At 71.0% G+C, this 20,606-nt stretch carries 17 protein-coding genes; 7 read left to right on the forward strand and 10 right to left on the reverse strand.

Features of this window, described 5'->3' with window-relative positions; genetic code table 11:
- The first annotated feature begins 16 nt into the window (after positions 1 to 16).
- The 5 genes from AB0H86_RS13780 (at position 17) to AB0H86_RS13800 (ending at position 9,369) form a co-directional block, all read left to right on the forward strand.
- Positions 17 to 283, forward strand: a complete 267-nt coding sequence (locus AB0H86_RS13780) for a protealysin inhibitor emfourin (RefSeq protein WP_362436844.1) — start codon at positions 17 to 19, stop codon at positions 281 to 283.
- 58 nt (positions 284 to 341) lie between these two features.
- Positions 342 to 1,658 carry a GH1 family beta-glucosidase gene (locus AB0H86_RS13785; protein ID WP_362436846.1) on the forward strand — a complete coding sequence of 439 codons (1,317 nt, stop codon included), beginning with the start codon at positions 342 to 344 and terminating at the stop codon, positions 1,656 to 1,658.
- A gap of 214 nt (positions 1,659 to 1,872) precedes the next feature.
- Positions 1,873 to 3,297 carry a hypothetical protein gene (locus tag AB0H86_RS13790; RefSeq protein ID WP_362436848.1) on the forward strand — a complete coding sequence of 475 codons (1,425 nt, stop codon included), beginning with the start codon at positions 1,873 to 1,875 and terminating at the stop codon, positions 3,295 to 3,297.
- Positions 3,285 to 8,420, forward strand: coding sequence for a tetratricopeptide repeat protein (locus tag AB0H86_RS13795; protein WP_362436850.1), 5,136 nt, complete (start codon positions 3,285 to 3,287; stop codon positions 8,418 to 8,420). The genes AB0H86_RS13790 and AB0H86_RS13795 overlap by 13 nt, the downstream gene beginning before the upstream one ends.
- On the forward strand, positions 8,413 to 9,369 hold the full coding sequence (locus AB0H86_RS13800) for a hypothetical protein (protein WP_362436852.1): 957 nt from the start codon (positions 8,413 to 8,415) through the stop codon (positions 9,367 to 9,369). The genes AB0H86_RS13795 and AB0H86_RS13800 overlap by 8 nt, the downstream gene beginning before the upstream one ends.
- Positions 9,370 to 9,636: 267 nt before the next feature.
- Here AB0H86_RS13800 and era read toward each other — a convergent pair whose 3' ends face one another.
- Positions 9,637 to 10,605 (reverse strand): GTPase Era, encoded by a 969-nt coding sequence (gene era, locus AB0H86_RS13805; RefSeq protein ID WP_362436854.1) that lies wholly within the window; start codon positions 10,603 to 10,605, stop codon positions 9,637 to 9,639.
- A gap of 165 nt (positions 10,606 to 10,770) precedes the next feature.
- Here era and AB0H86_RS13810 point away from each other — a divergent pair, with 165 nt between their 5' ends.
- Positions 10,771 to 12,093 (forward strand): ammonium transporter, encoded by a 1,323-nt coding sequence (locus AB0H86_RS13810; RefSeq protein ID WP_362436856.1) that lies wholly within the window; start codon positions 10,771 to 10,773, stop codon positions 12,091 to 12,093.
- Positions 12,090 to 12,428, forward strand: a complete 339-nt coding sequence (locus AB0H86_RS13815; protein WP_362436858.1) for a P-II family nitrogen regulator — start codon at positions 12,090 to 12,092, stop codon at positions 12,426 to 12,428. Before AB0H86_RS13810 ends, AB0H86_RS13815 begins: the two co-directional genes overlap by 4 nt.
- On the opposite strand, the gene AB0H86_RS13820 is transcribed toward AB0H86_RS13815, so the two are convergent.
- The 9 genes from AB0H86_RS13820 to AB0H86_RS13860 all read right to left on the reverse strand — a co-directional run bounded on the left by AB0H86_RS13820 (position 12,322) and on the right by AB0H86_RS13860 (position 20,545).
- Entirely contained in the window at positions 12,322 to 13,335 is a 1,014-nt protein-coding gene (locus tag AB0H86_RS13820) for a DUF916 domain-containing protein (protein ID WP_362436860.1), read from the reverse strand. The genes AB0H86_RS13815 and AB0H86_RS13820 overlap by 107 nt on opposite strands.
- Before the next feature lie 65 nt (positions 13,336 to 13,400).
- On the reverse strand, positions 13,401 to 14,741 hold the full coding sequence (locus AB0H86_RS13825) for a beta-xylosidase (RefSeq protein ID WP_362436862.1): 1,341 nt from the start codon (positions 14,739 to 14,741) through the stop codon (positions 13,401 to 13,403).
- Positions 14,742 to 14,944: 203 nt separating this feature from the next.
- Positions 14,945 to 15,421, reverse strand: coding sequence for a hypothetical protein (locus AB0H86_RS13830; RefSeq protein ID WP_362436864.1), 477 nt, complete (start codon positions 15,419 to 15,421; stop codon positions 14,945 to 14,947).
- 223 nt (positions 15,422 to 15,644) lie between these two features.
- The gene (locus AB0H86_RS13835; RefSeq protein ID WP_362436866.1) at positions 15,645 to 15,995 is read right to left on the reverse strand and encodes a cytidine deaminase; all 351 of its coding nucleotides are present in this window, start codon (positions 15,993 to 15,995) and stop codon (positions 15,645 to 15,647) included.
- 45 nt (positions 15,996 to 16,040) lie between these two features.
- A complete protein-coding gene (locus tag AB0H86_RS13840; RefSeq protein WP_362436868.1) occupies positions 16,041 to 16,400 on the reverse strand; it encodes an MmcQ/YjbR family DNA-binding protein in 360 nt (119 codons plus the stop codon).
- Complete coding sequence (locus tag AB0H86_RS13845) at positions 16,397 to 17,707, reverse strand: hemolysin family protein (protein ID WP_362436870.1); 1,311 nt, start codon at positions 17,705 to 17,707, stop codon at positions 16,397 to 16,399. The genes AB0H86_RS13840 and AB0H86_RS13845 overlap by 4 nt, the downstream gene beginning before the upstream one ends.
- Positions 17,704 to 18,201: an rRNA maturation RNase YbeY gene (gene ybeY / locus AB0H86_RS13850; RefSeq protein ID WP_362436872.1), complete on the reverse strand. Its 498-nt coding sequence runs from the start codon at positions 18,199 to 18,201 to the stop codon at positions 17,704 to 17,706. The genes AB0H86_RS13845 and ybeY overlap by 4 nt, the downstream gene beginning before the upstream one ends.
- A gap of 12 nt (positions 18,202 to 18,213) precedes the next feature.
- Positions 18,214 to 19,272 carry a PhoH family protein gene (locus AB0H86_RS13855; protein WP_362436874.1) on the reverse strand — a complete coding sequence of 353 codons (1,059 nt, stop codon included), beginning with the start codon at positions 19,270 to 19,272 and terminating at the stop codon, positions 18,214 to 18,216.
- Between the two features lie 151 nt (positions 19,273 to 19,423).
- Positions 19,424 to 20,545 (reverse strand): PfkB family carbohydrate kinase, encoded by a 1,122-nt coding sequence (locus tag AB0H86_RS13860; protein WP_362436876.1) that lies wholly within the window; start codon positions 20,543 to 20,545, stop codon positions 19,424 to 19,426.
- Between the last annotated feature and the right edge of the window lie 61 nt (positions 20,546 to 20,606).

Here is a 20,606-nt window from a genome sequence, read left to right on the forward strand (position 1 = left end):
GTACTAGACAGGAACCATGCGTATTCAGGTGCGGCGCACGGGCGGGTTCGCGGGCATCGAGCGGCACGCCGAGGTGAACACCTCGGGGCGGCCCGATGCCCACGAATGGCACGCCCTCGCCGAGAAGGCAGTGGCCGAGGGACGGGGCACGCCGCCGATCGGGGTGCCGGACGGCTTCGCCTACCAGATCACGGTCGACGGGAAGACGGTGTACGCGGCCGACCCCCGGCTCACCGACGAGCAGCGCAAGCTGATCTCCCGGGTGCTCAAGGAAGGCGCGTAACTCGTTTGTCGCGCCTGCCCGTTGACTTCGCTACCCGCCAGTACCGATGATCCGGCGCATGGCGACGAACCCGATACCCCAGTTCCCGGACGGCTTCCTGTGGGGCGTCTCGACCTCGGCCCACCAGATCGAGGGAGCGGCGGACCAGCGCGAGCCGTCCGTCTGGGACGCCTTCTCGGCCGAGCCGGGGCGGGTGAAGGACGGCTCCACCGCGGCGGTGGCCTGCGACCACTACCACCGTCACGGCGAGGACGTGGCCCTGCTGGCCGGCCTCGGTGTGGGCGCGTACCGCTTCTCGATCTCCTGGCCGCGGGTGCGCGCCGAGGGCGGCCTGGACTTCTACGACCGTCTGGTCGACGAGCTGTGCGCGGCGGGCGTCCGCCCGGTCCCAACCCTCTTCCACTGGGACCTGCCGCTGGCCCTCCAGGAGACGGGCGGCTGGCTGGAGCGGGACACGGCGTCGCGCTTCGCGGAGTACGTGTCGGTCGTCGCCGACCGCCTCGGTGACCGCGTGAAGAAGTGGATCACGATCAACGAGCCTGCCGAGCACACGCTGTTCGGCCACGCGCTGGGCGCGCACGCGCCGGGCAAGCAGCTGATGTTCGACGCCCTTCCGGCCGCCCACCACCAGTTGCTGGCCCACGGTCTGGCCGTACGGGCGCTGCGCGCGGCCGGTGCCACGGACATCGGGATCGCGAACTCGCACGGGCCCACGTGGCCGGCGTCGCGGGAGCAGGCCGACCTGGAGGCGGCCGGCTTCTACGACCTGCTCCTCAACCGTCTGTTCTCGGACCCGGTCCTGCTCGGCGAATACCCGGAGGGCCTCGGCGAGTTGATGCCGGGCGACGCCGCCGCCGACCTCAAGATCATCGGAGAGCCTCTCGACTGGTACGGCGTCAACTACTACGCGCCGACCCGGGTGGGTGCCCCGCAGGGCGCGGACATCGAGTTCGGCGGGCTGACGATCCCCGCCGAACTCCCCTTCTCCGTGTGGGAGATCGAGGGTGTCCCGGTGACGGACTTCGGCTGGCCGGTGGTCCCGGCGGGCCTGACCGAACTGCTCACCGGTTTCCACGAGCGGTACGGCGACCGGCTCCCCCCGATCGTCATCACCGAGAACGGCTGCTCGTACGAGGGCGTCGACGACCAGTCCCGGATCAGCTACCTCGACGGCCACATCCGCGCCCTGCACGAGGCGTCGGAGGCGGGCGTGGACGTCCGCGGCTACTTCGTGTGGTCGCTGCTGGACAACTTCGAGTGGGCGGAGGGGTACGCGCGGCGGTTCGGGCTGGTCCACGTGGACTTCGAGACGCTGGAGCGGACACCGAAGTCGTCGTACGGGTGGTACCGGGCGCTGCTGCGGGCCCAAGGCTGACGACCGCTCTCGGGGAGCCCGAATGCCTCCAACCGCCGTGCGTGCCGGGCCTGGAGGACATGATCCCCGGTGGAACCCCCGTGACCAAGAACTGAGCGAACCGTCTTCGTATCTCGTCCACTTGTCTCCGATTCTGTCCATTCCGTCCATATGGCTCCCCTGCCGTCCCCCGGCTGCTAAACAGTGGCCACAGCGAACCGGGGGGTACCGCGCGATGCGACGCGAGTCGATCGACGACTTGGTGGTGGTCGTCCCCGGCATCATGGGCAGCCGCCTGATGCTCGGGGGACGTGAGGTGTGGGGGCCCTCTCCGACTGCCGTCTGGCAGGCCGTCCGGACGTTCGCCGGTTCGGTGAGGGAGCTGGCCCTTCCGAGGGACATCGGGGACGACCACCCCGGTGACGGTGTCGTGCCGACGGGCCTGGTTCCCGGCCTGCACGCGTTACCAGGGGTGTGGCCGCTCACCGACGGCTACGACACGCTGACCTCCTGGCTGCGGCGCGAGTTCACGCTCCGACCGGGGGCGAATTTCCTGGAGTTCGCCTACGACTGGCGGCTGTCGTGCCGCTACAACGCCCGCCGCCTGGCCCGCCGGGTCGACGAGGCGCTGGGCCGATGGCGGGCGTCGGCCCCCGAGCGCGCGGACGCACGGGTGCGGCTGATCTGTCATTCGATGGGTGGCCTGGTGGGCCGCTACTACGTCGAGTGCCTGGGTGGCGCGGAGGTCACCCGCCGGCTGATCACCCTGGGAACTCCGCACCGGGGGTCGGTCGGTGCGCTGGACTCTCTGGTGAGCGGGGTCCGACTGGGGCGCCGGGGGCCGCGGGCGACCCAGTTGACAGGCTTCGCCCGTACCCTTCCCTCCCTCCATCAACTCGTCCCGGACTACGCCTGTCTGGAAAGCCACCGGGGACTGCTGAAGCCACGGGAGGTCGCCGGCGGGCTGCCCGGAGTGGACCCCGCTCTCCTGAAGGACGCGGGGACGTTTCACGCCGAGATCCGCGACGCCGCCTTGGAGCGCGTCGGGCGAGGCGGCAGCGACCGGCTGTGCCTGCCCGTGGTGGGGGTACGGCAGCCCACGGTGACCACGGCGGCCCTGGAGGGGGAACTGCTGTGGCTGCGCGACACCATCGAGGGCAGGGACGAGGGCGGTGACGGGCGGGTGCCGCGGTTCGCGGCCTACCCGGCCGAAGTCGCCCCGGACAGCGGGTCCGCCAGGACCGCCTTCGCCACCCATGGGGCGCTCAAGGCCCACATCGGCGTGCGCGAGAGCCTGTTCGATCAGCTCGCGCCCGCGCCGCGCGTCCACCGGAGCACGGGCCCGGCGTATCCGATGGGCGTGCGGGTCCCGGAACAGTCGCCCGCGGCCGAGCCCCTGCCGGTGGAGGCGCGGGCCTCCGGTGACCGGGCCGGGTCCGATGAACTCGCCGTCCGCGCCGAACTGACCGGCCCGGACGGCATCCCGCGCCACCGCACCCTGCGCAACCTCGGGGGCGGCCACTATTCCGGGCGGTTCACGGACCTGCAGCCGGGGGCGTACCGGGTGACGGTGCATGCGGCGGGGGACGCGGCAGCGGGGGCCGTGACGGCGCTCGCGCTCATCAGTGACGACGAGAACGGCGACACATGGCACAAGTGAACAGTGCGCACGGCAACGGGACATTCCTGGCCGTCGTGTACGAGGCCTACGACGATCAGCGCTTCACGCCGCTCGACGGGGCCGTGGCCCAGGTGGGCGAACTGGCCGACGTACTGGGCACGTTCGGCTACCGCCCGACCGTACTGTCCAACCCGGACCAGGCCGCTCTGCTCTCCGGCCTGCCCGATTGGTCCACCGGGTGGGCCGCGGACGGGGCGCACGGGCCCGCCGTGGTCGCCTGGTCCGGACACGCCGAGCGTGGGCACCGGGCGGACCTTTGGCTGATCACCCGCAGGGCAGGGAGCCTGCGGAGCAGGGATGAGTACGTCACCACCGACGACCTCGTCAGCCGAGTGCTGGAGAGCGGCGCCGACCAGGTCCTCGTCCTCCTGGACACCTGTCATGCCGGGGCCGGCGCACACGCGGCAGTGGAGGAGGCGCTGAGCCTCATGGCCAACAGGACGCTGCCGGCGCCGCGCCGGGCATGGCTGGGTGTGCTCGCCGCCTGCCAGGAGGGTGAACAGGCCGAGGGCGGCAGAGGGGCCCTGTTGGAGGCCGTGCTGCGGACGCTGCGTCACGGCCCCGCCCCGGAAAGCCGGTACCGCCACGAGTGGAGCGTGCGCAACAAGGGCATCAGCGGCCACACCCTGGCTCAGACCGTCATCGACGGGTGGCCGTCCGAGAACGGCCAGAACCCCGTGCAGGCCTGCGCGGGGCATCCCGAGCCGATCTTCCGCAACCCGCTGTGGCGTGCTCACGCGGGCGAGGCGCTGGTGGCACACCTTGTCCTCGCGGCGAAGGGCATCGACCCCACGGAGGAGGGCTGGTTCTTCACCGGCCGCAGGCGCCTCCTCGGCGAGATCACCGAGTGGCTGGCCGAGGGCCGGCCGGGCATGCTGCTGCTGATGGGAAGCGCCGGCTGCGGGAAGTCCGCCGTCGCGGGGCGCATCGCCGCCCTGTCGCACCCCGAGGAACGCAGACAGATCCTCGAGAACGCCTCTCTCCTCCCCGGCGAACCCGACCCCGGGAGGCGCAGCGTCGACGCGGCGGTGCACCTGCGAGGCATGCGTGTGCAGGACGTGGCCGAAGCACTGGCCGAGAAACTGGGCCTGCCCGCTCCCGAGACACCGGCGGGTCTGATCGCCGAACTGGAATGCCTGGAGAGCGCGGGAGCCCGCCGGCACGTCCTGGTCCTGGACGGCCTGGACGAGGCCGCGCCGGACCAGGCCGGCCCGATCGCCGAGCAACTGCTGGTCCCCCTCAGCCGGCTGTGCACCGTCCTGCTGGCCTCCCGTGACCGTCCCTTCCAGCCGCACGCCGAGCCCGGCGAGACCCTCGGCGCGGCCCTGACCCGCGCCGCCGGTGCCGCGGTCCGGGTCGTCGACCTGGACGAGGAGCCCGACACCGGCGACGACATCGCGGCCTACGTGGCCAAACGACTCGAAGCCGACGGTGTCCCCACCGGCATCGCCGCCGAGATCGCCCCCGAACTGGCGGGCCGTGCCGCCCGCGGCCGGGGTGGCTTCCTCTTCGCCCGCATCGTCGCCTCGGCCCTCGCCCGCCACCTGTCCGCGGACCCGGCCCACCCCTGGCGCGACCGGATTCCGGACGGCATCGAGGACGCCCTCTCCCAGGACCTACAGGCCGACGGTCCCCTGCCCGCCGCGGCGAACGACCTGCTGACCGCCCTCGCGTGGGCCGCCGGGACCGGTATGCCCGCGCACGGTGTGTGGCAGGCGGCGGCGGGGGCCATCAGCCGCCGGGGCGCGACGTACGGCCCCGAGGACATCGACTGGGTGTTGGCGCGTTACGGCCGGTACATCGTCGAGGACAGCGACGCGGACCAGGCGGTGTACCGGCTGTACCACCGGGAGCTGGTGGCGCATCTGCGGGAGGCGGACGCCCGACGCGGACGGGACGGGGAGGACCTGCCCGGTGAGGTGGCGGTCCTTCGGGCACTCGTGGCACTCACACTGCGCCAGACCGGGGGCGGGGCCCGGCCCAAGGACGCGAACGCCTATCTGCGGCAGTATCTGCCGGAGCACGCGGTGGTCGCGGAGGAGACCGGGGTCTCGGCGTTGCGGGAGCTGGCCGAGGTGAACTCGGCGGCCTATCTCCCGGTGCTCGCCGTGGTGTTGCGCGCGTTCGCCTGGCGCCGGGACCGGGCCGGGCGGGGAGAGGAGGCCATGTGTCTGGCCGACGAGGCCGTCGCCCTCCACCGCGACCTCGCCAAGAGCGACCCCGCCGCCCATCGGCCTCAACTGGCCATGTCGCTCAACATCTTCTGCGTGCTGCTGGCGCAGAACGGGCAGCGAGAGACGGCCACGGCCGTGGCCGAGGAGTCCGTGGCCATCTTCCGGGAGCTCACGGCGGCCAGTCCGGCCGCCCATCGCGGCGATCTGGCCGACTCTCTGAGCAGCCTCTCCAACCTGCTGGCCGAAGCCGAGCGCCATGACGAGGCGCTGGAACTGGCCGAGGAGGCCGTCGCCCACTACCAGGAGCTCGCCCGGACCGGGCCCGACGTCCACCGTCCGGGTCTGGCCGGCACGCTTGTCAATCTGGGGCTGAGGCTGCGAAGTGTGGGGAAGCAGGACGAGGCCCTCGACGCGGTACAGAAGGGCACTGACCTGTACCGCGAACTCGCCCGGGAGAACACGACAGCCCACCGTCGAGAGCTGGCCGCGGCTCTCTCCAACCTCGCGAGCGAGTTCGTGGACGCCGGGCGGCACAAGGAGGCTCTGGGGCTCGCCGAAGAAGCCACCGCCTGCCACCGCGACCTCGCCAAAAGCAACCCCGCCGCCCACCATCCCGACCTGGCCGTGTCACTCGGCAACCTCTCCGTGCACCTGGCGGAGTTCGAGCGGCACCAGGAGGCGCTCGAACTCGGCGAGGAGGCCGTCGCTCTCCAACGCGAGCTGGCACGGGCCAACCCCGCCGCGCACCGCCCCTCCCTGGCCTACGCCCTCGATCGGCTCGCCATGCGCCTGGGAGACAACGGGCGATACGACGAGGCCCTCGCCGTCGCCGAGGAAGGCGTACGGCTGCACCACGAGCTGGCCACGACCGACCCCGACGCCCACCTTGACGACCTTGCCCGGTCACTCGGCCAGTTCGCCGACCGCCTCGGGGACGTCGGACGACACGACGAGGCCGTGGCCGCAGCCGAACAGGCCTTCCAGATCTACTCCATGCTCGCCAGGACCTCCCCTTCCGCCCATCGTCCCAACCTGGCCTGGTCGCTCCGCGCACTCGCCGTGCGTCTGGCCAAAGCCGGACGGCGGGAGGAGGCCGTGGTCCCTGCCGCGCGGTCCGTCAGCATCCGTCGTCGCCTCGCCGAAGCCAACCCCGGCAAGCATTCCGATGGTCTGGCGGCCTCCCTCAGTGCACTTGCCGCCGTACTGCCACCCGAAGCCGCCCTTCAGGCGGCCGAGGAGTCCGCTCACATCCGCCGCCACCTCGCCCTCGCCAACCCCGCCGTCCACCAGGCCGATCTGGCGGACAGTCTGCAGAACCTGTCCATCCGGCTTGCGGAAACCGCCCGGTACGACGAGGCCATGCCGGTGGCGCAGGAATCCATCGGCCTGTTCCGCGAGCTGGTCGAGTCCAACCCCGCCGTACACCTCCCCCGTCTCGGCGTGGCGCTGGGCAACCTGGGCAACTTTCTGTCGCACCGCGGAGATCCCGAACAGGCCGTACGGCATCTGGAGGAGTGCGCCGGGATCCTCCGCCGCCTCACCCTGGCCAACCGCGCCGCTCACCTTCCGGACCTGCTCACGGCACTCAACAACCTGGCGGTCAATCTGACGGAAGCCGGACGCCCGGAAGAGGCCGTGGCGCCCGCCGACGAGGTCGCCCGGATCCGCCGTGACCTCGCCCTGGCCGACGCCACCACTCACCTGCCCGACCTGCTCACGGCACTCAACAATCTCGCCCTTCATCTACAGGCGGCCGGACGGCCGGAGGAAGTCACCGGGCGCTTCGAGGAGATCATCGAATCGTGCCGGGGCCAGGCCCACGTCGCCGCGGCGCTCGCCTGCCAACTCGCCACGCACCACCTGTCGATCGGTGCCCCGGACGCCGTGGTCGACCTGCTGTGCCCGCTCCTCTCCGGCACCGCCGAGGACCTCGACGCGGAGGTCACCTTCATGACCCGCCGTCTCCTGCGCCGCGCGACCGAGGCCGATCCCACGTTGCGCGAAATCGTGGCGCGTCGATGCGGCGAGGACGGTGCGGCACCGGAGTGGCTGGAGGTGAGCGAGGCCGCGCTGCGGTTGACGGAGTCCTGGCTGACCACGCCGACACCGGCCGAGTCCCATGCCTTCCTGCTCGCCCACCCCGAACTGCTGGAGCCGGAGTCCGTACAGGCCGTACGGGGATGGGCGCTGCTCAATCCGGCGGCCCTCGAACGCGCGGAGCGCCTGGAGCGGATCGCGGCCGGCACCCCGGTGGACACCGTCTACCGACCTCTGCTGCTGTGGACGATCGTCGCGGACTGGTTCACGGGCGGCGAGGACGCTTCCCTCTCGGCCGACCACTGGACCGCTTCCGCCGAGTATCTGACCGCCCACGCCACGGACCTGCTCACCGCGGAGGCCGACCAGGTCCTGGCCGAGATGGCGGCGAGGGCTCCGGAAACAGCGTTTGTGGCCGGCTACCACCGCGCCCTCCTCGGACTGGCCACCCAGGACGGGATCGAGCCCACCTACGCTCTGGTCCGCGGGCCGCACGCTCTCCAGAACCGCATCCGCACGGCCCTGGACGCCGCCGATGCGAAGGCACTGGAGTGGCTGGCGGATCTGGAGGCCAGTCTCTTCTTCGCCGTCTGGCCGGCCATGGTGCACCGGCTCACGGCACAGATCCTCTCCGGTGCCCCGGCGTCCTTGGCAGCGCTGTCCGACATCAGCGTCCTGCACCCTCCGACCCCGGCCGACCGCAACCGGGCCGCCGCCGATCTGGCCGCGCTCCTCGCCACCCGCCCGGACAAGGCCCCGGCTCTCGGCGCGCTGCTACAGGCGGTACTGACCGCGGGGCCCGGACAGAGCACGGACCCGGACCGGACACAGGACGCCCAGGGCCAGGCCCGGCCGGGGGCGGGGGAGGGAGAGGAAACGACCGGTGCGTGACAGCGGTCAGGGACTCGAGCTGGTCTGCGCCTGCTACCTGCTCATCGTGTACGTCACCAGCCGGGGCCTGATCGCCGCTCCGCGCTACCGCCTGTTCCAGGCCCGGCTGCGGGACTGCCGGGCCAGAGCCGAACTGCTGGCCGTCACCTCTGCCGAAGGATCGGCCGAGGAGGTCACCGTCGTCGCCGTGCTGACCCGCCTGAACGACCTGGACCGAGGGGGCACCGTCGTCTGGCGGCTCAGCTCCCGGTTCGGTGTGATGGCCATCCCCCTGTCAAAGCTCGCCGCCGCCTGGCGAGTTCTGCACGCCGCGGAACGCGGGCTCCTGTCGGTGGAGACCGTCGCGGAGTTCCACGCGCAACGCCAGTGGCTGCTGCATCGACCGACCGCCGCCTCCGAGCCAGCCGACACCGAGCTGGCGGCGAGGCTCGCCGCCGACTCGGCCGCCGACCCGCACGATCCCGAGGCCCGTGCCCTGCTGCTCGCCGCCGTGCGGCGCGTCCACGATCTGGAGGACACGTCGTCGGAACGGGACTACGAACAGCAGCGCATCGCCCTGTGGTTGGCGACCACCGGCCTGGCAACGATCCTCTTGGTCGGCACTGTGCTGGACCACCACAACACGATGCTCCTCGGCGCGCTGGGCGGCTTCCTCTCCCCTGTCATCGGTGTCCTGCGATCCCAGCGCGCGTCGTCCTGGGGCGTCCTGGTCCTCGCCCCGGTCGGCGGTGCCCTCGCCGCAGTCGGCGGCCTGCTGCTCGTCCGCATGCTCGCCGATCCGGACCTGAACCTCCTCGGTCAGGTCTTCCTGGCGAACTCGTGGGACGCCCCGGACCGCCCCCTGGCCCTGGCGATGGCCCTGTTGTTCGGCTTCTCGGGCACCTTGTTCTCCCGCCTGGCCCTCACAGCCACCGGCCAACTGACAGGCCCATCACCCCGCCCACTCTGACCCCGCTTACGGGACGGGACTCCGACACCCGCCAGCCGCTTGCCGCGTACCCAGGGTCAGAAGCCGAGCTTGCGCAGCTGTCGAGGGTCGCGCTGCCAGTCCTTCGCGACCTTCACGTGGAGGTCCAGGCTGTATCGATACGCGGCTACCGCCGCACGGCTGGCGTCCCCAGCAGCGCCTCGGTCTGCTCGCGGGACTTGACGCCGACATCCTTCAGCCGCTTGCCACTTGCCGCGTGCCGCGTGCCGCAACCCCCCGTACCCAGCCTCAGAAGCCAAGCTTGCGCAGCTGTCGAGGGTCGCGCTGCCAGTCCTTCGCGACCTTCACGTGGAGGTCGAGGAACACCGGTGTCCCCAGCAGCGCCTCGATCTGCTTGCGGGACTTGATGCCGACGTCCTTCAGCCGCTGGCCCTTGGGGCCGATGATGATGCCCTTCTGGCTGGGCCGCTCGATGTAGACGAAGGCGTGGATGTCGAGGAGGGGCTTGTCGGCGGGCCGGTCCTCGCGGGGGATCATCTCCTCCACGACGACGGCGATGGAGTGGGGAAGCTCGTCGCGCACACCCTCCAGCGCGGCCTCACGGATCAGCTCCGCGATCATGACCTGCTCGGGCTCGTCGGTGAGGTCACCCTCGGGATAGAGGGCCGGGCCCTCCGGTAGCAGCGGGACGATCAGGTCGGCCAGCAGACCCACCTGCTTGTCCCCGACCGCCGACACCGGCACGATCTCCGCCCACTCGAAGCCGAGTTCCTTGCCGAGCTGGTCGATCGCGATGAGCTGCTCGGCGAGGGTCTTGCCGTCGACGAGGTCGGTCTTGGTGACGATCGCGATCTTCGGCGTCTTCTTGATGGACGCCAGTTCCTTCGCGATGAAGCGGTCACCGGGACCGAGCTTCTCGTTCGCGGGCAGGCAGAAGCCGATCACGTCGACCTCGGCCCAGGTGGTCCGTACGATGTCGTTCAGCCTCTGGCCGAGCAGGGTGCGCGGCTTGTGCAGTCCCGGGGTGTCCACCAGGATCAGCTGGGCGTCGGGCCGGTGCACGATCCCCCGTACCGTGTGCCGCGTCGTCTGCGGCTGGTTCGCGGTGATCGCCACCTTCTGCCCGACCAGAGCGTTCGTGAGGGTGGACTTGCCCGCGTTGGGGCGGCCCACGAAGCAGGCGAAGCCGGCGCGGTGGGGGACCGACGACGACGCCGCCGGCTCGGATGACTGACTGCGAACGCTCATGGCGCCCATTCTCCCTGATCCACAGAGCCCCGCCGCACAAGCGTCCGTCCGCAGTCCTCCGCGTGAGCTTTCCGAAACGCCCACGCAACGAAACGTCACGGAAACACACCCGTGCACAAGTCGAAACGCACGCCGGTGACCCTCTGACGAGCCCCCACACCGTTGGAGACGACCGTGACCCTCGCCGCGCCCCTGGCCGTAGAGAGCATCGACACCGGCGACACCGCCTGGCTGCTCTCCGCCACCGCCCTCGTCCTGCTGATGACCCCGGGCCTGGCCCTGTTCTACGGCGGCATGGTCCGCACGAAGAGCGTCCTCAACATGCTGATGATGAGCTTCGTGTCGATCGCCCTGGTCACGGTGGTGTGGCTGGCCGCCGGATACTCCCTCGCGTTCGGGGACGACCTCGGCGGCGGGATCATCGGCGGGCTGGAGCACGCCGGAATGTCCGGCCTCGGCCCCGACAGCGTCCACGGCACCGTCCCCACCCTCCTCTTCGCGACCTTCCAGCTCACCTTCGCGATCATCACGGCCGCCCTGGTCAGCGGCGCGGTCGCGGACCGCGCGAAGTTCGGCGCGTGGCTGGTGTTCGTGCCCGTCTGGGCGCTGCTCGTATACGTTCCCGTCGCCCACTGGGTCTGGGGCCCGGGTGGCTGGATCCTCGAGAGTCTCGGCGCCCTGGACTTCGCCGGCGGACTGCCCGTCGAGATCGTCTCCGGTGCCTCCGGCCTCGCGTTGTGCCTGGTCCTCGGCCCGCGGCTGGGCTTCAAGAAGGACGCGATGCGCCCGCACAACCTGCCCATGGTGATGCTGGGCGCGGGGCTCCTCTGGTTCGGCTGGTTCGGCTTCAACGCCGGTTCGGCCCTCGGCGCCAACGGCCTGGCCGCCGCCGCGTTCCTCAACACCCTCGCGGCCGGCTGCACCGGCCTGCTCGGCTGGCTCTTCGTGGAGCAGAAGCGTGACGGCCACCCGACCACCCTGGGCTCCGCCTCCGGCGCGGTCGCGGGCCTGGTCGCGATCACCCCGTCCTGCGGTTCGGTCTCCCTGCTCGGTGCCCTGGCCATCGGTCTCGCCGCCGGCACGGTCTGCTCGTACGCCGTGAGCTGGAAGTTCAGGCTGAACTACGACGACTCCCTGGACGTCGTCGGCGTCCACCTGGTCGGCGGAGTCATCGGCACGCTCCTCATCGGGGTCTTCGCGGTCGAGTCGATGACCGGCGGCCCCGAGGGGCTCCTCTACGGCGGGGGCCTGGCCCAGCTCGGCAAGCAGCTGGTGGCCGTGCTCGCCGTGGGGACGTACGCCTTCCTCGTGACGTACGGCATCGGCAAGCTGATCGACAAGACGGTGGGCCTGCGTGCGAGCGAGGACCAGGAGTACACCGGTCTGGACCTTACGGTGCATGCCGAGACCGCATACGATCACGGCGTCCTGGGCCACGGCGCCCCGGTCACCGCGTCCGTCCTTCCCTCCGCGCAGAAGGTCAAGCCCCAGGCATGAAACTCATCACCGCGATCGTCAAGCCGTACCGTCTCGACGAGGTCAAGACCGCTCTCCACGAGCTCGGTGTGCACGGCATGACCGTGACCGAGGCCAGTGGCTACGGCCGTCAGCGCGGCCACACCGAGGTCTACCGGGGCGCCGAGTACCAGGTCGACCTGGTCCCCAAGGTCCGGATCGAGGTCGTCGTCGAGGACGCCGACTCGGAGGCCGTCATCGACGCGATCGTCAAGGCCGCGCAGACGGGGAAGATCGGGGACGGGAAGGTGTGGGCAATGCCGGTGGAGACGGTCGTACGAGTGCGGACAGGCGAGCGCGGTCCCGACGCGCTCTGATCAGCAGAACGGCTCCCACCAGCAGCACCACGGCCAGTACCGCCGCCACCAGCCACGGCAGGGCGAAGAAGGACGCGCTCGCCGACTCGCGGGTGTCCTGCGCGCTCGCCGTGAGCGTCACATCGCCCCAGTCGAACTGGGGCGCGCCGCCCCAGGGTTCGCTGAGCCGTACGCGCTGACCGGGCAGCAGCTCGGCGGGGATCCCGCTCAGGTCGCGGGCCAGCAGCGTACGGCCGAACAGGCCCCGCGCCCGCAGCTCCACCTTCGGGTCGAGGGTGACGTTGCCGGTGTTGTGGAGGGTGTAGGAGATCGTCGCGGTGCTGTCGCCGAGGCCGGGCACGAGCGGCTGGTCGTGGGTGACCCGGACGTCCTCGACGGCGATCGCGGGGAGGGTGGGGCCACCGACGCGGAGGTAGACGCGGGCTCCGACGGCCCGTTGCACGCCGAGCGCGAGGCTGCCGTCGCCGTTGTCGACCCGCTCGTCGAGCGCGACCAACGCGCCCGGGTGGTCGCCGGGTTCGGCGCCCTCGGGGACGGTCAGGGTGAACGGCACGGTGACCTTGCCGTGCGCGGGGACGGTGACCCGGTCGCGGGCGGGCTTCGCCCACGCGCCCACCCCGCGCTGCTTCTCCTTCCGCGTCCGTACGGCGAAACCGCCGTCGCGGGCGGTGTTGTAGGCATCGGCCGCGTAGAGGCGGAAGGTCAGCGGGCGGCCGGTCTTGTTGGCGACGACGACCTTGTCCCTCAGGCTCGTCCCGGGGTCGGCGGAGAGGTAGAAGTACGGGCGGTCGGCGACCTGCGAGGAGGCCGGGAAGACGGACCAACTGCCGTTGTCGGCGCCGTGGGCGGGCCCCGCGGTCAGGGCCAGGAGCAGCAGGCCCAGGAGGAGGACGGAGAACTTGCGCATGGGTGCGGCCCCCCACGGACGTGGATGGAGGCGACGGGCGGGTGCGGGCGCCCGTGCCGTCGGACTCAGGTGAGCGTGAGGGTGAGGACGCCGGAGTACGAGCCCGGAGGCGTGAACGCCGGTACGTCCAGGGAGAGTCCGGCATCCACGGTGAACTCACCGCCGGTGCGCGTGCCGTCCGGGGCCGACGCCAGGGTCGCCCCCGAGGTGCCCACCGTCCCCGCCGAACCCGCCTTGCAGGTGCTGGGGCTGCCGGCCTTGGTCGCGCAGGCCGGGGTCCAGCTCAGCTTCCCCGCGTCGATCTTGGCGCCGGGGTCGGTGAGGTTGGCGGCGGAAGCGGTGAAGTCGGTGACCTTGCCGGTCAGGGACCAGCCCGCGGGGCCGCCGCGGAAGTCCTTGACGGTCACCGTGTTGAGGGGGCCGGTCGACGCCCCGCCCTTGCCGAAGTCGACCGCCGACAGCGAGACGGCGTCCCCGGCCTGGGACATGGACAGCGTCCCCGCCTTCACGGTCGTCGTCAGCTTCTGGCTGCCGGCGGGTGTGGGCGGCGTGGTGCCGTTGACGACGTAGGCCCCGGGCCCGGCACCCTTGTCCGCGTCCCAGGAGGCGCCCTCGTACGCGACGATCCCGGTCGTCGTCGTGTCGTTGACGACGAGCGATCCGCTGAAGGCGCCCTGGGCGGACGCGGTCACGGTCGCGGTGTCCTGGGTCTGCTGGTTCCCGGAGCGTCCGGCCAGTGTGACGCTCGCGCCGGCCGTGAAGCCGGTGCCGTTGACGGTGACGCTGTCACCAGCGTTCCCCGAGGCCGAACCCAGCGTGATGGCACGCTGGTTGCCCGGGGTCGAGTCCGTCGCGGTGACGGTCTCGGAGACCGGCGCGGGCGGAGTGATCACCGTGCACGGGGTGTCCAGCTCCATGATGTAGCTGGTGTGGATGTTGTAGTCGCCCGGCGAGAGTGTGATCGCGCCGGCCTGGGTGACCTTGAAGGTGCCGGTCATGGAGAACGACGGGAAGGCGCCCTTCCCGGGCACCGGGTCGTTCTTCTTCGGCCCCGCGACCGTCACGTCCCCGGTCTGCGCGCCACCGAGGGTGACCTTGCCGGTCGGGGTCATGATGTCGGCCGGCAGGGCGAGTTCGGTGGGGTTGCTGGCGGCCGCGGTGACCACGGTGTACGTCACGGTGACCGTGTCGCCGACCTTGGGGCTGGTGTTGTCCACCGAGACGTTCCCGGTGGTGGTGCCGTCGATCGGCGGGATGCCCGCGATCGCGGGCGGGATGCAGTGCGTGGCGAAGTCCACGTTCGTGCCCGCCGCACCGGCCGGGCAGGCCAGCGCCCCGCCCGCGGTGAGCGCGACCGCGGTCACCCCGAGCAGCGACGCCCAGCGGCGTCTTCGGATGGATCCCATGTGTGCCCCCTCCAGAGGGATGCGGCGCGGCGGCTCTTTCCGCGCCGACAGGGGGCATTGACGTGCGGATCGCGTGAGAAGTCAATGCAGATGCCGCAGAAAGCTGACGGGCCATCAGTTTCCGCGGCATCCGGAGCAGATCACTCAGTCGATCACCGGCCGAAGGCGGGGCCGGAAACTCAGCCAGACCCTCAGCCGGACACTCAGTCGAACACGAACGGGCCCGGTGCCTGCTTCGCGCTCGCCGTACAGGTGACGGGGATCCCGAAGATGGTCATCAGCAGCGAGCCGCCGTAGAACTCCAGGCTGTCGCCGGAGGCCACGGTGCCGCTGAGCGGTCCGACGGTGACCGCGCTGTTGGCGGCCATGGCCGGGTTCTTCTTCCCGCTGAAGACGGTGGTGCCACCGCTCGCCTTCACCATGGTGAGCGTGGACGTGATGGTGTCCGCGGCAATCGCGATCGGTGTCTTGATGGCGGTGGACGAGAGGGTGATGGTGGCCGAGGTTCCGCTCTGCGTCGCGGTCAGCGTGGCCGCCCCGCCGCCGAACAGTCCGCAACTGGCGTTGATCGTCGCTGTCGTCGGGGTGACCGCGGCCGCGGTGGGCGCGAACGCGAGGCCGGTGACCGCGAGGGCCCCGACCAGTACTGCCGCACCTGTGGTTGTGCGCTTGCCTCTCATGGGGATGAGCTCCCTTCACAGTTGTCTGGGAGTGCGCGTTGACGGCCGTCGCTTTGGCAGGTGGGTGCGGTCAGCTGCGGCGGCTTGAATCTGATGAGCCGTCAGGGGATATGGTTTCATTGATGCGCGGGAGGCAAGCGCTTGCAAGGCTGATTTCCGGCCTACTCGCTCGGCGCGCCCAGACCGGCAGCGGACCTCAGCCCGCGGAGACCGTCAGCGGACCTCAGCCCGCCGAGACCGTCAGCCGCACCGCACCATCAGGCCCCGCCACCAGCACCGGCGTCCCCGCACCACCGAGGTCGCGCACCGCCGCGAGGTCCTCCGCCAAGGCCCCCTCCGCGTCCGTCACCACCGCCGCCGCCTCCAGCGACGTCGCCCCGGACGCCACCGCCATCGCCACCGCCGTCCGCAGCGCACTCAGCTTCAGCGAGTCCAGGGCCACGGTCCCGGCCACATACGTACGTCCCGTCTCGTCCCGCACGGCCGCCCCCTCGGGCACACCGTTGCGGGCCCGCGCCGAACGGGCCAGGGTGACGATCTTGCGGTCCTCGGGATCAAGCGCGCTGTCAGTCATGAGCTGAGCATACGAAGAACGCCGAGGCCGCCCTCGAACCAGGGCTCACGCACGGTCGAGCCGGAGCCGCTCCGCGCGCGGCAACCCCGCCACCACCAGGTCGTACGAGTCCTCGATGAGCTCCCGCAGCAGCCGGTCCGGGAGGTCGCCGTCGGCCGTCACCGTGTTCCAGTGGCGCTTGTTCATGTGGTAGCCGGGGGCGATCAGGCCCGGGTGCTCGCCGCGCAGCCGGATCGCGTCCTCGGGGGCGCACTTGAGGTTGACCGTCAGGGGCTTCGCGTCCAGCGTGGTCAGGGCGAAGAGCTTGCCCAGCACCTTGAAGACCGAGATCTCCGGCCGGAACGGGAAGTCCTCCACGGCCTCGTTGAAGGACAGACAGAACGCGCGCAGCTCCTGGGGCGTCACTCCGGCTTCTTCTCCTCGTCCACGGGGTGCTCCGTCGGGCCCACCGGCTCCACCAGCACCGTCACGATCTTGTTCCGGCGGCCCGCCGCGGCCTCCGCGGTCAGCCTCAGTTCCCGGCCGTCCGGAAGCCCGACGACCGACGACGCCCCGGCGATGGGCACACGGCCCAGGGCCTTGGCGAGCAGGCCGCCGACCGTCTCCACGTCCTCGTCGTCGTACTCCTCCAGCCCGTACAGCTCGCCGAGGTCGGTGATGTCGAGGCGGGCGGTGACCCGGTGGCGGTCGTCGCCGAGGTCCTCGACGGGCGGGAGTTCGCGGTCGTACTCGTCGGTGATCTCCCCGACGATCTCCTCGAGGATGTCCTCGATGGTGACGATGCCGGCGGTGCCGCCGTACTCGTCGATGACCACGGCCACGTGGTTGCGGTCCTGCTGCATCTCGCGCAGCAGGTCGCCGGCGTTCTTGGTGTCGGGGACGAAGGCCGCCGGACGCATCGCCGTCGACACCAGCTCGCTCTCCGCGTCCCGGCTGATGTGCGTCTTGCGGGCCAGGTCCTTCAGGTACACGATCCCGACGATGTCGTCCTCGTTCTCGCCGGTGACCGGAATACGCGAGAAACCCGACCTCAGCGCCAGAGTCAGCGCCTGGCGGATGGTCTTGTAGCGCTCGATGGCGACCAGGTCGGTCCTCGGGACCATGACCTCCCGTACGAGCGTGTCGCCCAGCTCGAAGACCGAGTGCACCATGCGGCGCTCCTCGTCCTCGATCAGCGACTCCTTCTCCGCGAGGTCGACCAGCGCGCGCAGCTCCGCCTCGGAGGCGAAGGGGCCGCGACGGAAGCCCTTGCCGGGGGTGAGCGCGTTGCCGATGAGGATGAGGAGGGACGGGATCGGGCCCATGATCCGCGCCAGCGGCAGCAGGACGTACGCCGCCACCGTCGCCGTGTTGAGCGGATGCTGGCGGCCGATGGTGCGCGGGGAGACCCCGACGGCGACGTACGACACGAGGACCATCACCCCGATCGCGACCAGGAGCGCCTCGGTGGTGCCGTCGAACTCCCGCAGACAGGCGTAGGTGACGAGCGCGGCGGCCGCCATCTCGCAGGCGACGCGCACCAGCAGCGCCACGTTGAGATAGCGGGTCGGGTCGGCGGCGATCTGGGCGAGCTTCGCGCTGCCGCGACGGCCGGTCCGCACCGCCTCCTCGGCCCGGAAGCTGGAGACCCGCGCGAGGCCCGCCTCCGCACAGGCGGCGAGCCACGCGACGACGACCAGGGCGATGGCGCCCGAGACGAGGGTGGGACTCATGAGACGGTCGGGGCGGGGGACGGGCCGGTCAGGCCCTTCTCCGCGCGCCAGCCGTCCACGATGGCCGCCTGGAGGCCGAACATCTCGGCCTTCTCGTCTCGCTCCTCGTGGTCGTAGCCCAGCAGGTGCAGCACACCGTGGACGGTGAGCAACTGGAGCTCCTCGTCCATGGAGTGCTGCGTCTCGGCCTCCTCGCCCTGCTTCTTGGCGACCTCGGGGCACAGCACGATGTCGCCGAGGAGGCCCTGCGGGGGCTCGTCGTCGTCCTTCGACGGGGGACGCAGTTCGTCCATCGGGAAGGACATGACGTCGGTGGGCCCCGGCAGGTCCATCCACTGGATGTGCAGCTGCTCCATGGCGTTCTCGTCCACGACGATCACCGAGAGCTCGGAGAGCGGGTGGATGCGCATCCGTGCGAGCGCGTAGCGGGCGATGTCGAGGATCGCCTGCTCGTCGACCTCGGTTCCGGACTCGTTGTTGACGTCGATCGACATGGTCGCGCTGGTCTACTTCCGCTTGTTACGGGCGCCCGTGTGGGAGCCGTTCTCCGTACCGTTCTGGCTGTCGTACTTCTCGTACGCGTCGACGATACGGCCGACCAGCTTGTGCCGTACGACGTCGTGGGACGTGAGCCGCGAGAAGTGCACGTCGTCGAGGCCTTCGAGGATGTCCTGCACCTGCCGCAGACCCGACTTCGTGCCGCTCGGCAGGTCCACCTGGGTCACGTCACCCGTGATCACGATCTTCGAGTCGAAGCCGAGACGGGTGAGGAACATCTTCATCTGTTCGGCGCTGGTGTTCTGCGCCTCGTCCAGGATGATGAAGGCGTCATTGAGCGTGCGACCGCGCATGTACGCCAGTGGCGCGACCTCTATCGTCCCCGAGGCCATCAGCTTCGGGATCGAGTCGGGATCCAGCATGTCGTGCAGCGCGTCGTACAGCGGGCGCAGATACGGGTCGATCTTCTCGTAGAGCGTGCCCGGGAGGAATCCGAGCCGCTCCCCCGCCTCCACCGCCGGGCGGGTCAGGATGATGCGGTTGACCTGCTTGGACTGCAGGGCCTGCACCGCCTTGGCCATGGCGAGGTAGGTCTTGCCGGTACCGGCGGGGCCGATGCCGAAGACGATCGTGTGCTTGTCGATCGCGTCGACGTACCGCTTCTGGTTGAGGGTCTTGGGGCGGATCGTGCGGCCGCGCGAGGAGAGGATGTTCTGCGTGAGCACCTCGGCCGGTGTTTCCTGGCCGTCGCTCTCGCCGTTGTCACTGGCTCTGAGCATGGCGATCGAGCGTTCCACTGCGTCCTCCGTCATCGGCTGTCCGGTGCGGAGCACCAGCATCATCTCGTCGAACAGGCGCTGGATGAGAGCGACTTCGGCGGCCTCGCCGACCGCGCTGATCTCGTTGCCCCGGACGTGGATGTCGGCGGCCGGGAAGGCCTTCTCGATCACGCGCAGCAGGGAGTCTCCGGAACCCAGCACGGTCACCATGGGGTGCTGGGCGGGGACGGTGAACTGTGCTTTGGCCTGCCCCTGCGCGGGTGTATGAGCTGTGGGTGTCTGAGTCATGGGCCGGCGCTGAAGGCCTGCGGTTCCTCCTCATCACGGCCGCGTAGCTGAGAGCGGCCTCGCGATACCAAGGGTACGACGGTGCACTGACAACGCCGTAAGGCTTTTCGCCGCCCGTGCCGGGAGTCCGGGGCAGAGGTCCGGGGGACGCTCACGTCGACCGGCCGAACCCGATCGTCGGCACCGCCCGCCGCAACGGCCACGGCCGCCCGGCCTGCTCCGGCACCAGACCCGCCAGGAACCCGTACCGCCGCAGCGCCGCCGGCTCCTGCCCTGTCACCGACTGCACCTTCCGCCACCACGCGCCGATCTCGGACCATCCCGGCGCCGACAACGAGCCTCCGAACTCCTGCACGGACAACGCGGCCGTGAGACCGCCGAACGCCAGCCGGTCGGCGAGCGGCCACCCCGCCAGCGTGCCGGTGACGAAGCCCGCCACGAAGACGTCTCCCGCACCGGTCGGGTCGAGTGCCTCCACCGCGATGGCCGGAACCTCCGCTGTCTCCCCCGTCCGCCGGTCCACCGCGTACGCCCCCTCCGCACCGAGGGTGACGACGGCGAGCGGTACGTGGGCGGTGAGCGCGTGCGCCGCGGTCCGGGGCGAGTCGGCGCCGGTGTACCGCATCGCCTCCTGCGCGTTCGGCAGGAACGCCTCGCAGTGTTCGAGATCGGCGAGCCCCGCCAGATCCCACGCCCCGGTGTCGTCCCAGCCGACGTCGGCGAAGATCCGGGCGCCCTTGCCCGCGGCCTGGGCGATCCAGGGGGCGCGTTTGCCGGGCGTGAGGGAGGCGATGGCGGCACGCGCGCGTGGGGGGCAGTCCGGCGCGGGCTCCTCCGGGGGCGGCTCGTGGCCGTGGGAGACCATGGTGCGCTCGCCCTCGTACGCCATGGAGACGGTGACCGGGGAGTGCCAGCCGGGAGCCCTGCGGGAGGGGGTGAGGTCGATGCCCTCGCCCTGCTCCAGGGTGTCCCAGCAGTACTCGCCGTAGTGGTCGTCGCCGAACGCGGCCGCCAGTGACGTGCGCAGGCCGAGCCTCGCCAGCGCGGTCGCCATGTTGGCCACGCCTCCGGGGCTCGACCCCATGCCGCGGGCCCAGGACTCGGTCCCGCGCACCGGGGCGGAGTCGAGCCCGGTGAAGATGATGTCGAGGAACACGGGGCCGGTGAGGTAGACGTCCCAGGGCGGGTCGCCGGGCCTGCGCAGGGCGGCCAGCGGGTCGACCCTGGGCTGGTCGCGGTGGTCCTCTCCGATGGACGCGGTGGACGCGATCACGGTGCGCTCCCTGACGAGGTACGGATCAGGCCAGTCTGCACCACAGCACCGACAACACACC

This window comes from Streptomyces sp. NPDC050997, from assembly GCF_040660135.1.
Classification (GTDB): domain Bacteria; phylum Actinomycetota; class Actinomycetes; order Streptomycetales; family Streptomycetaceae; genus Streptomyces.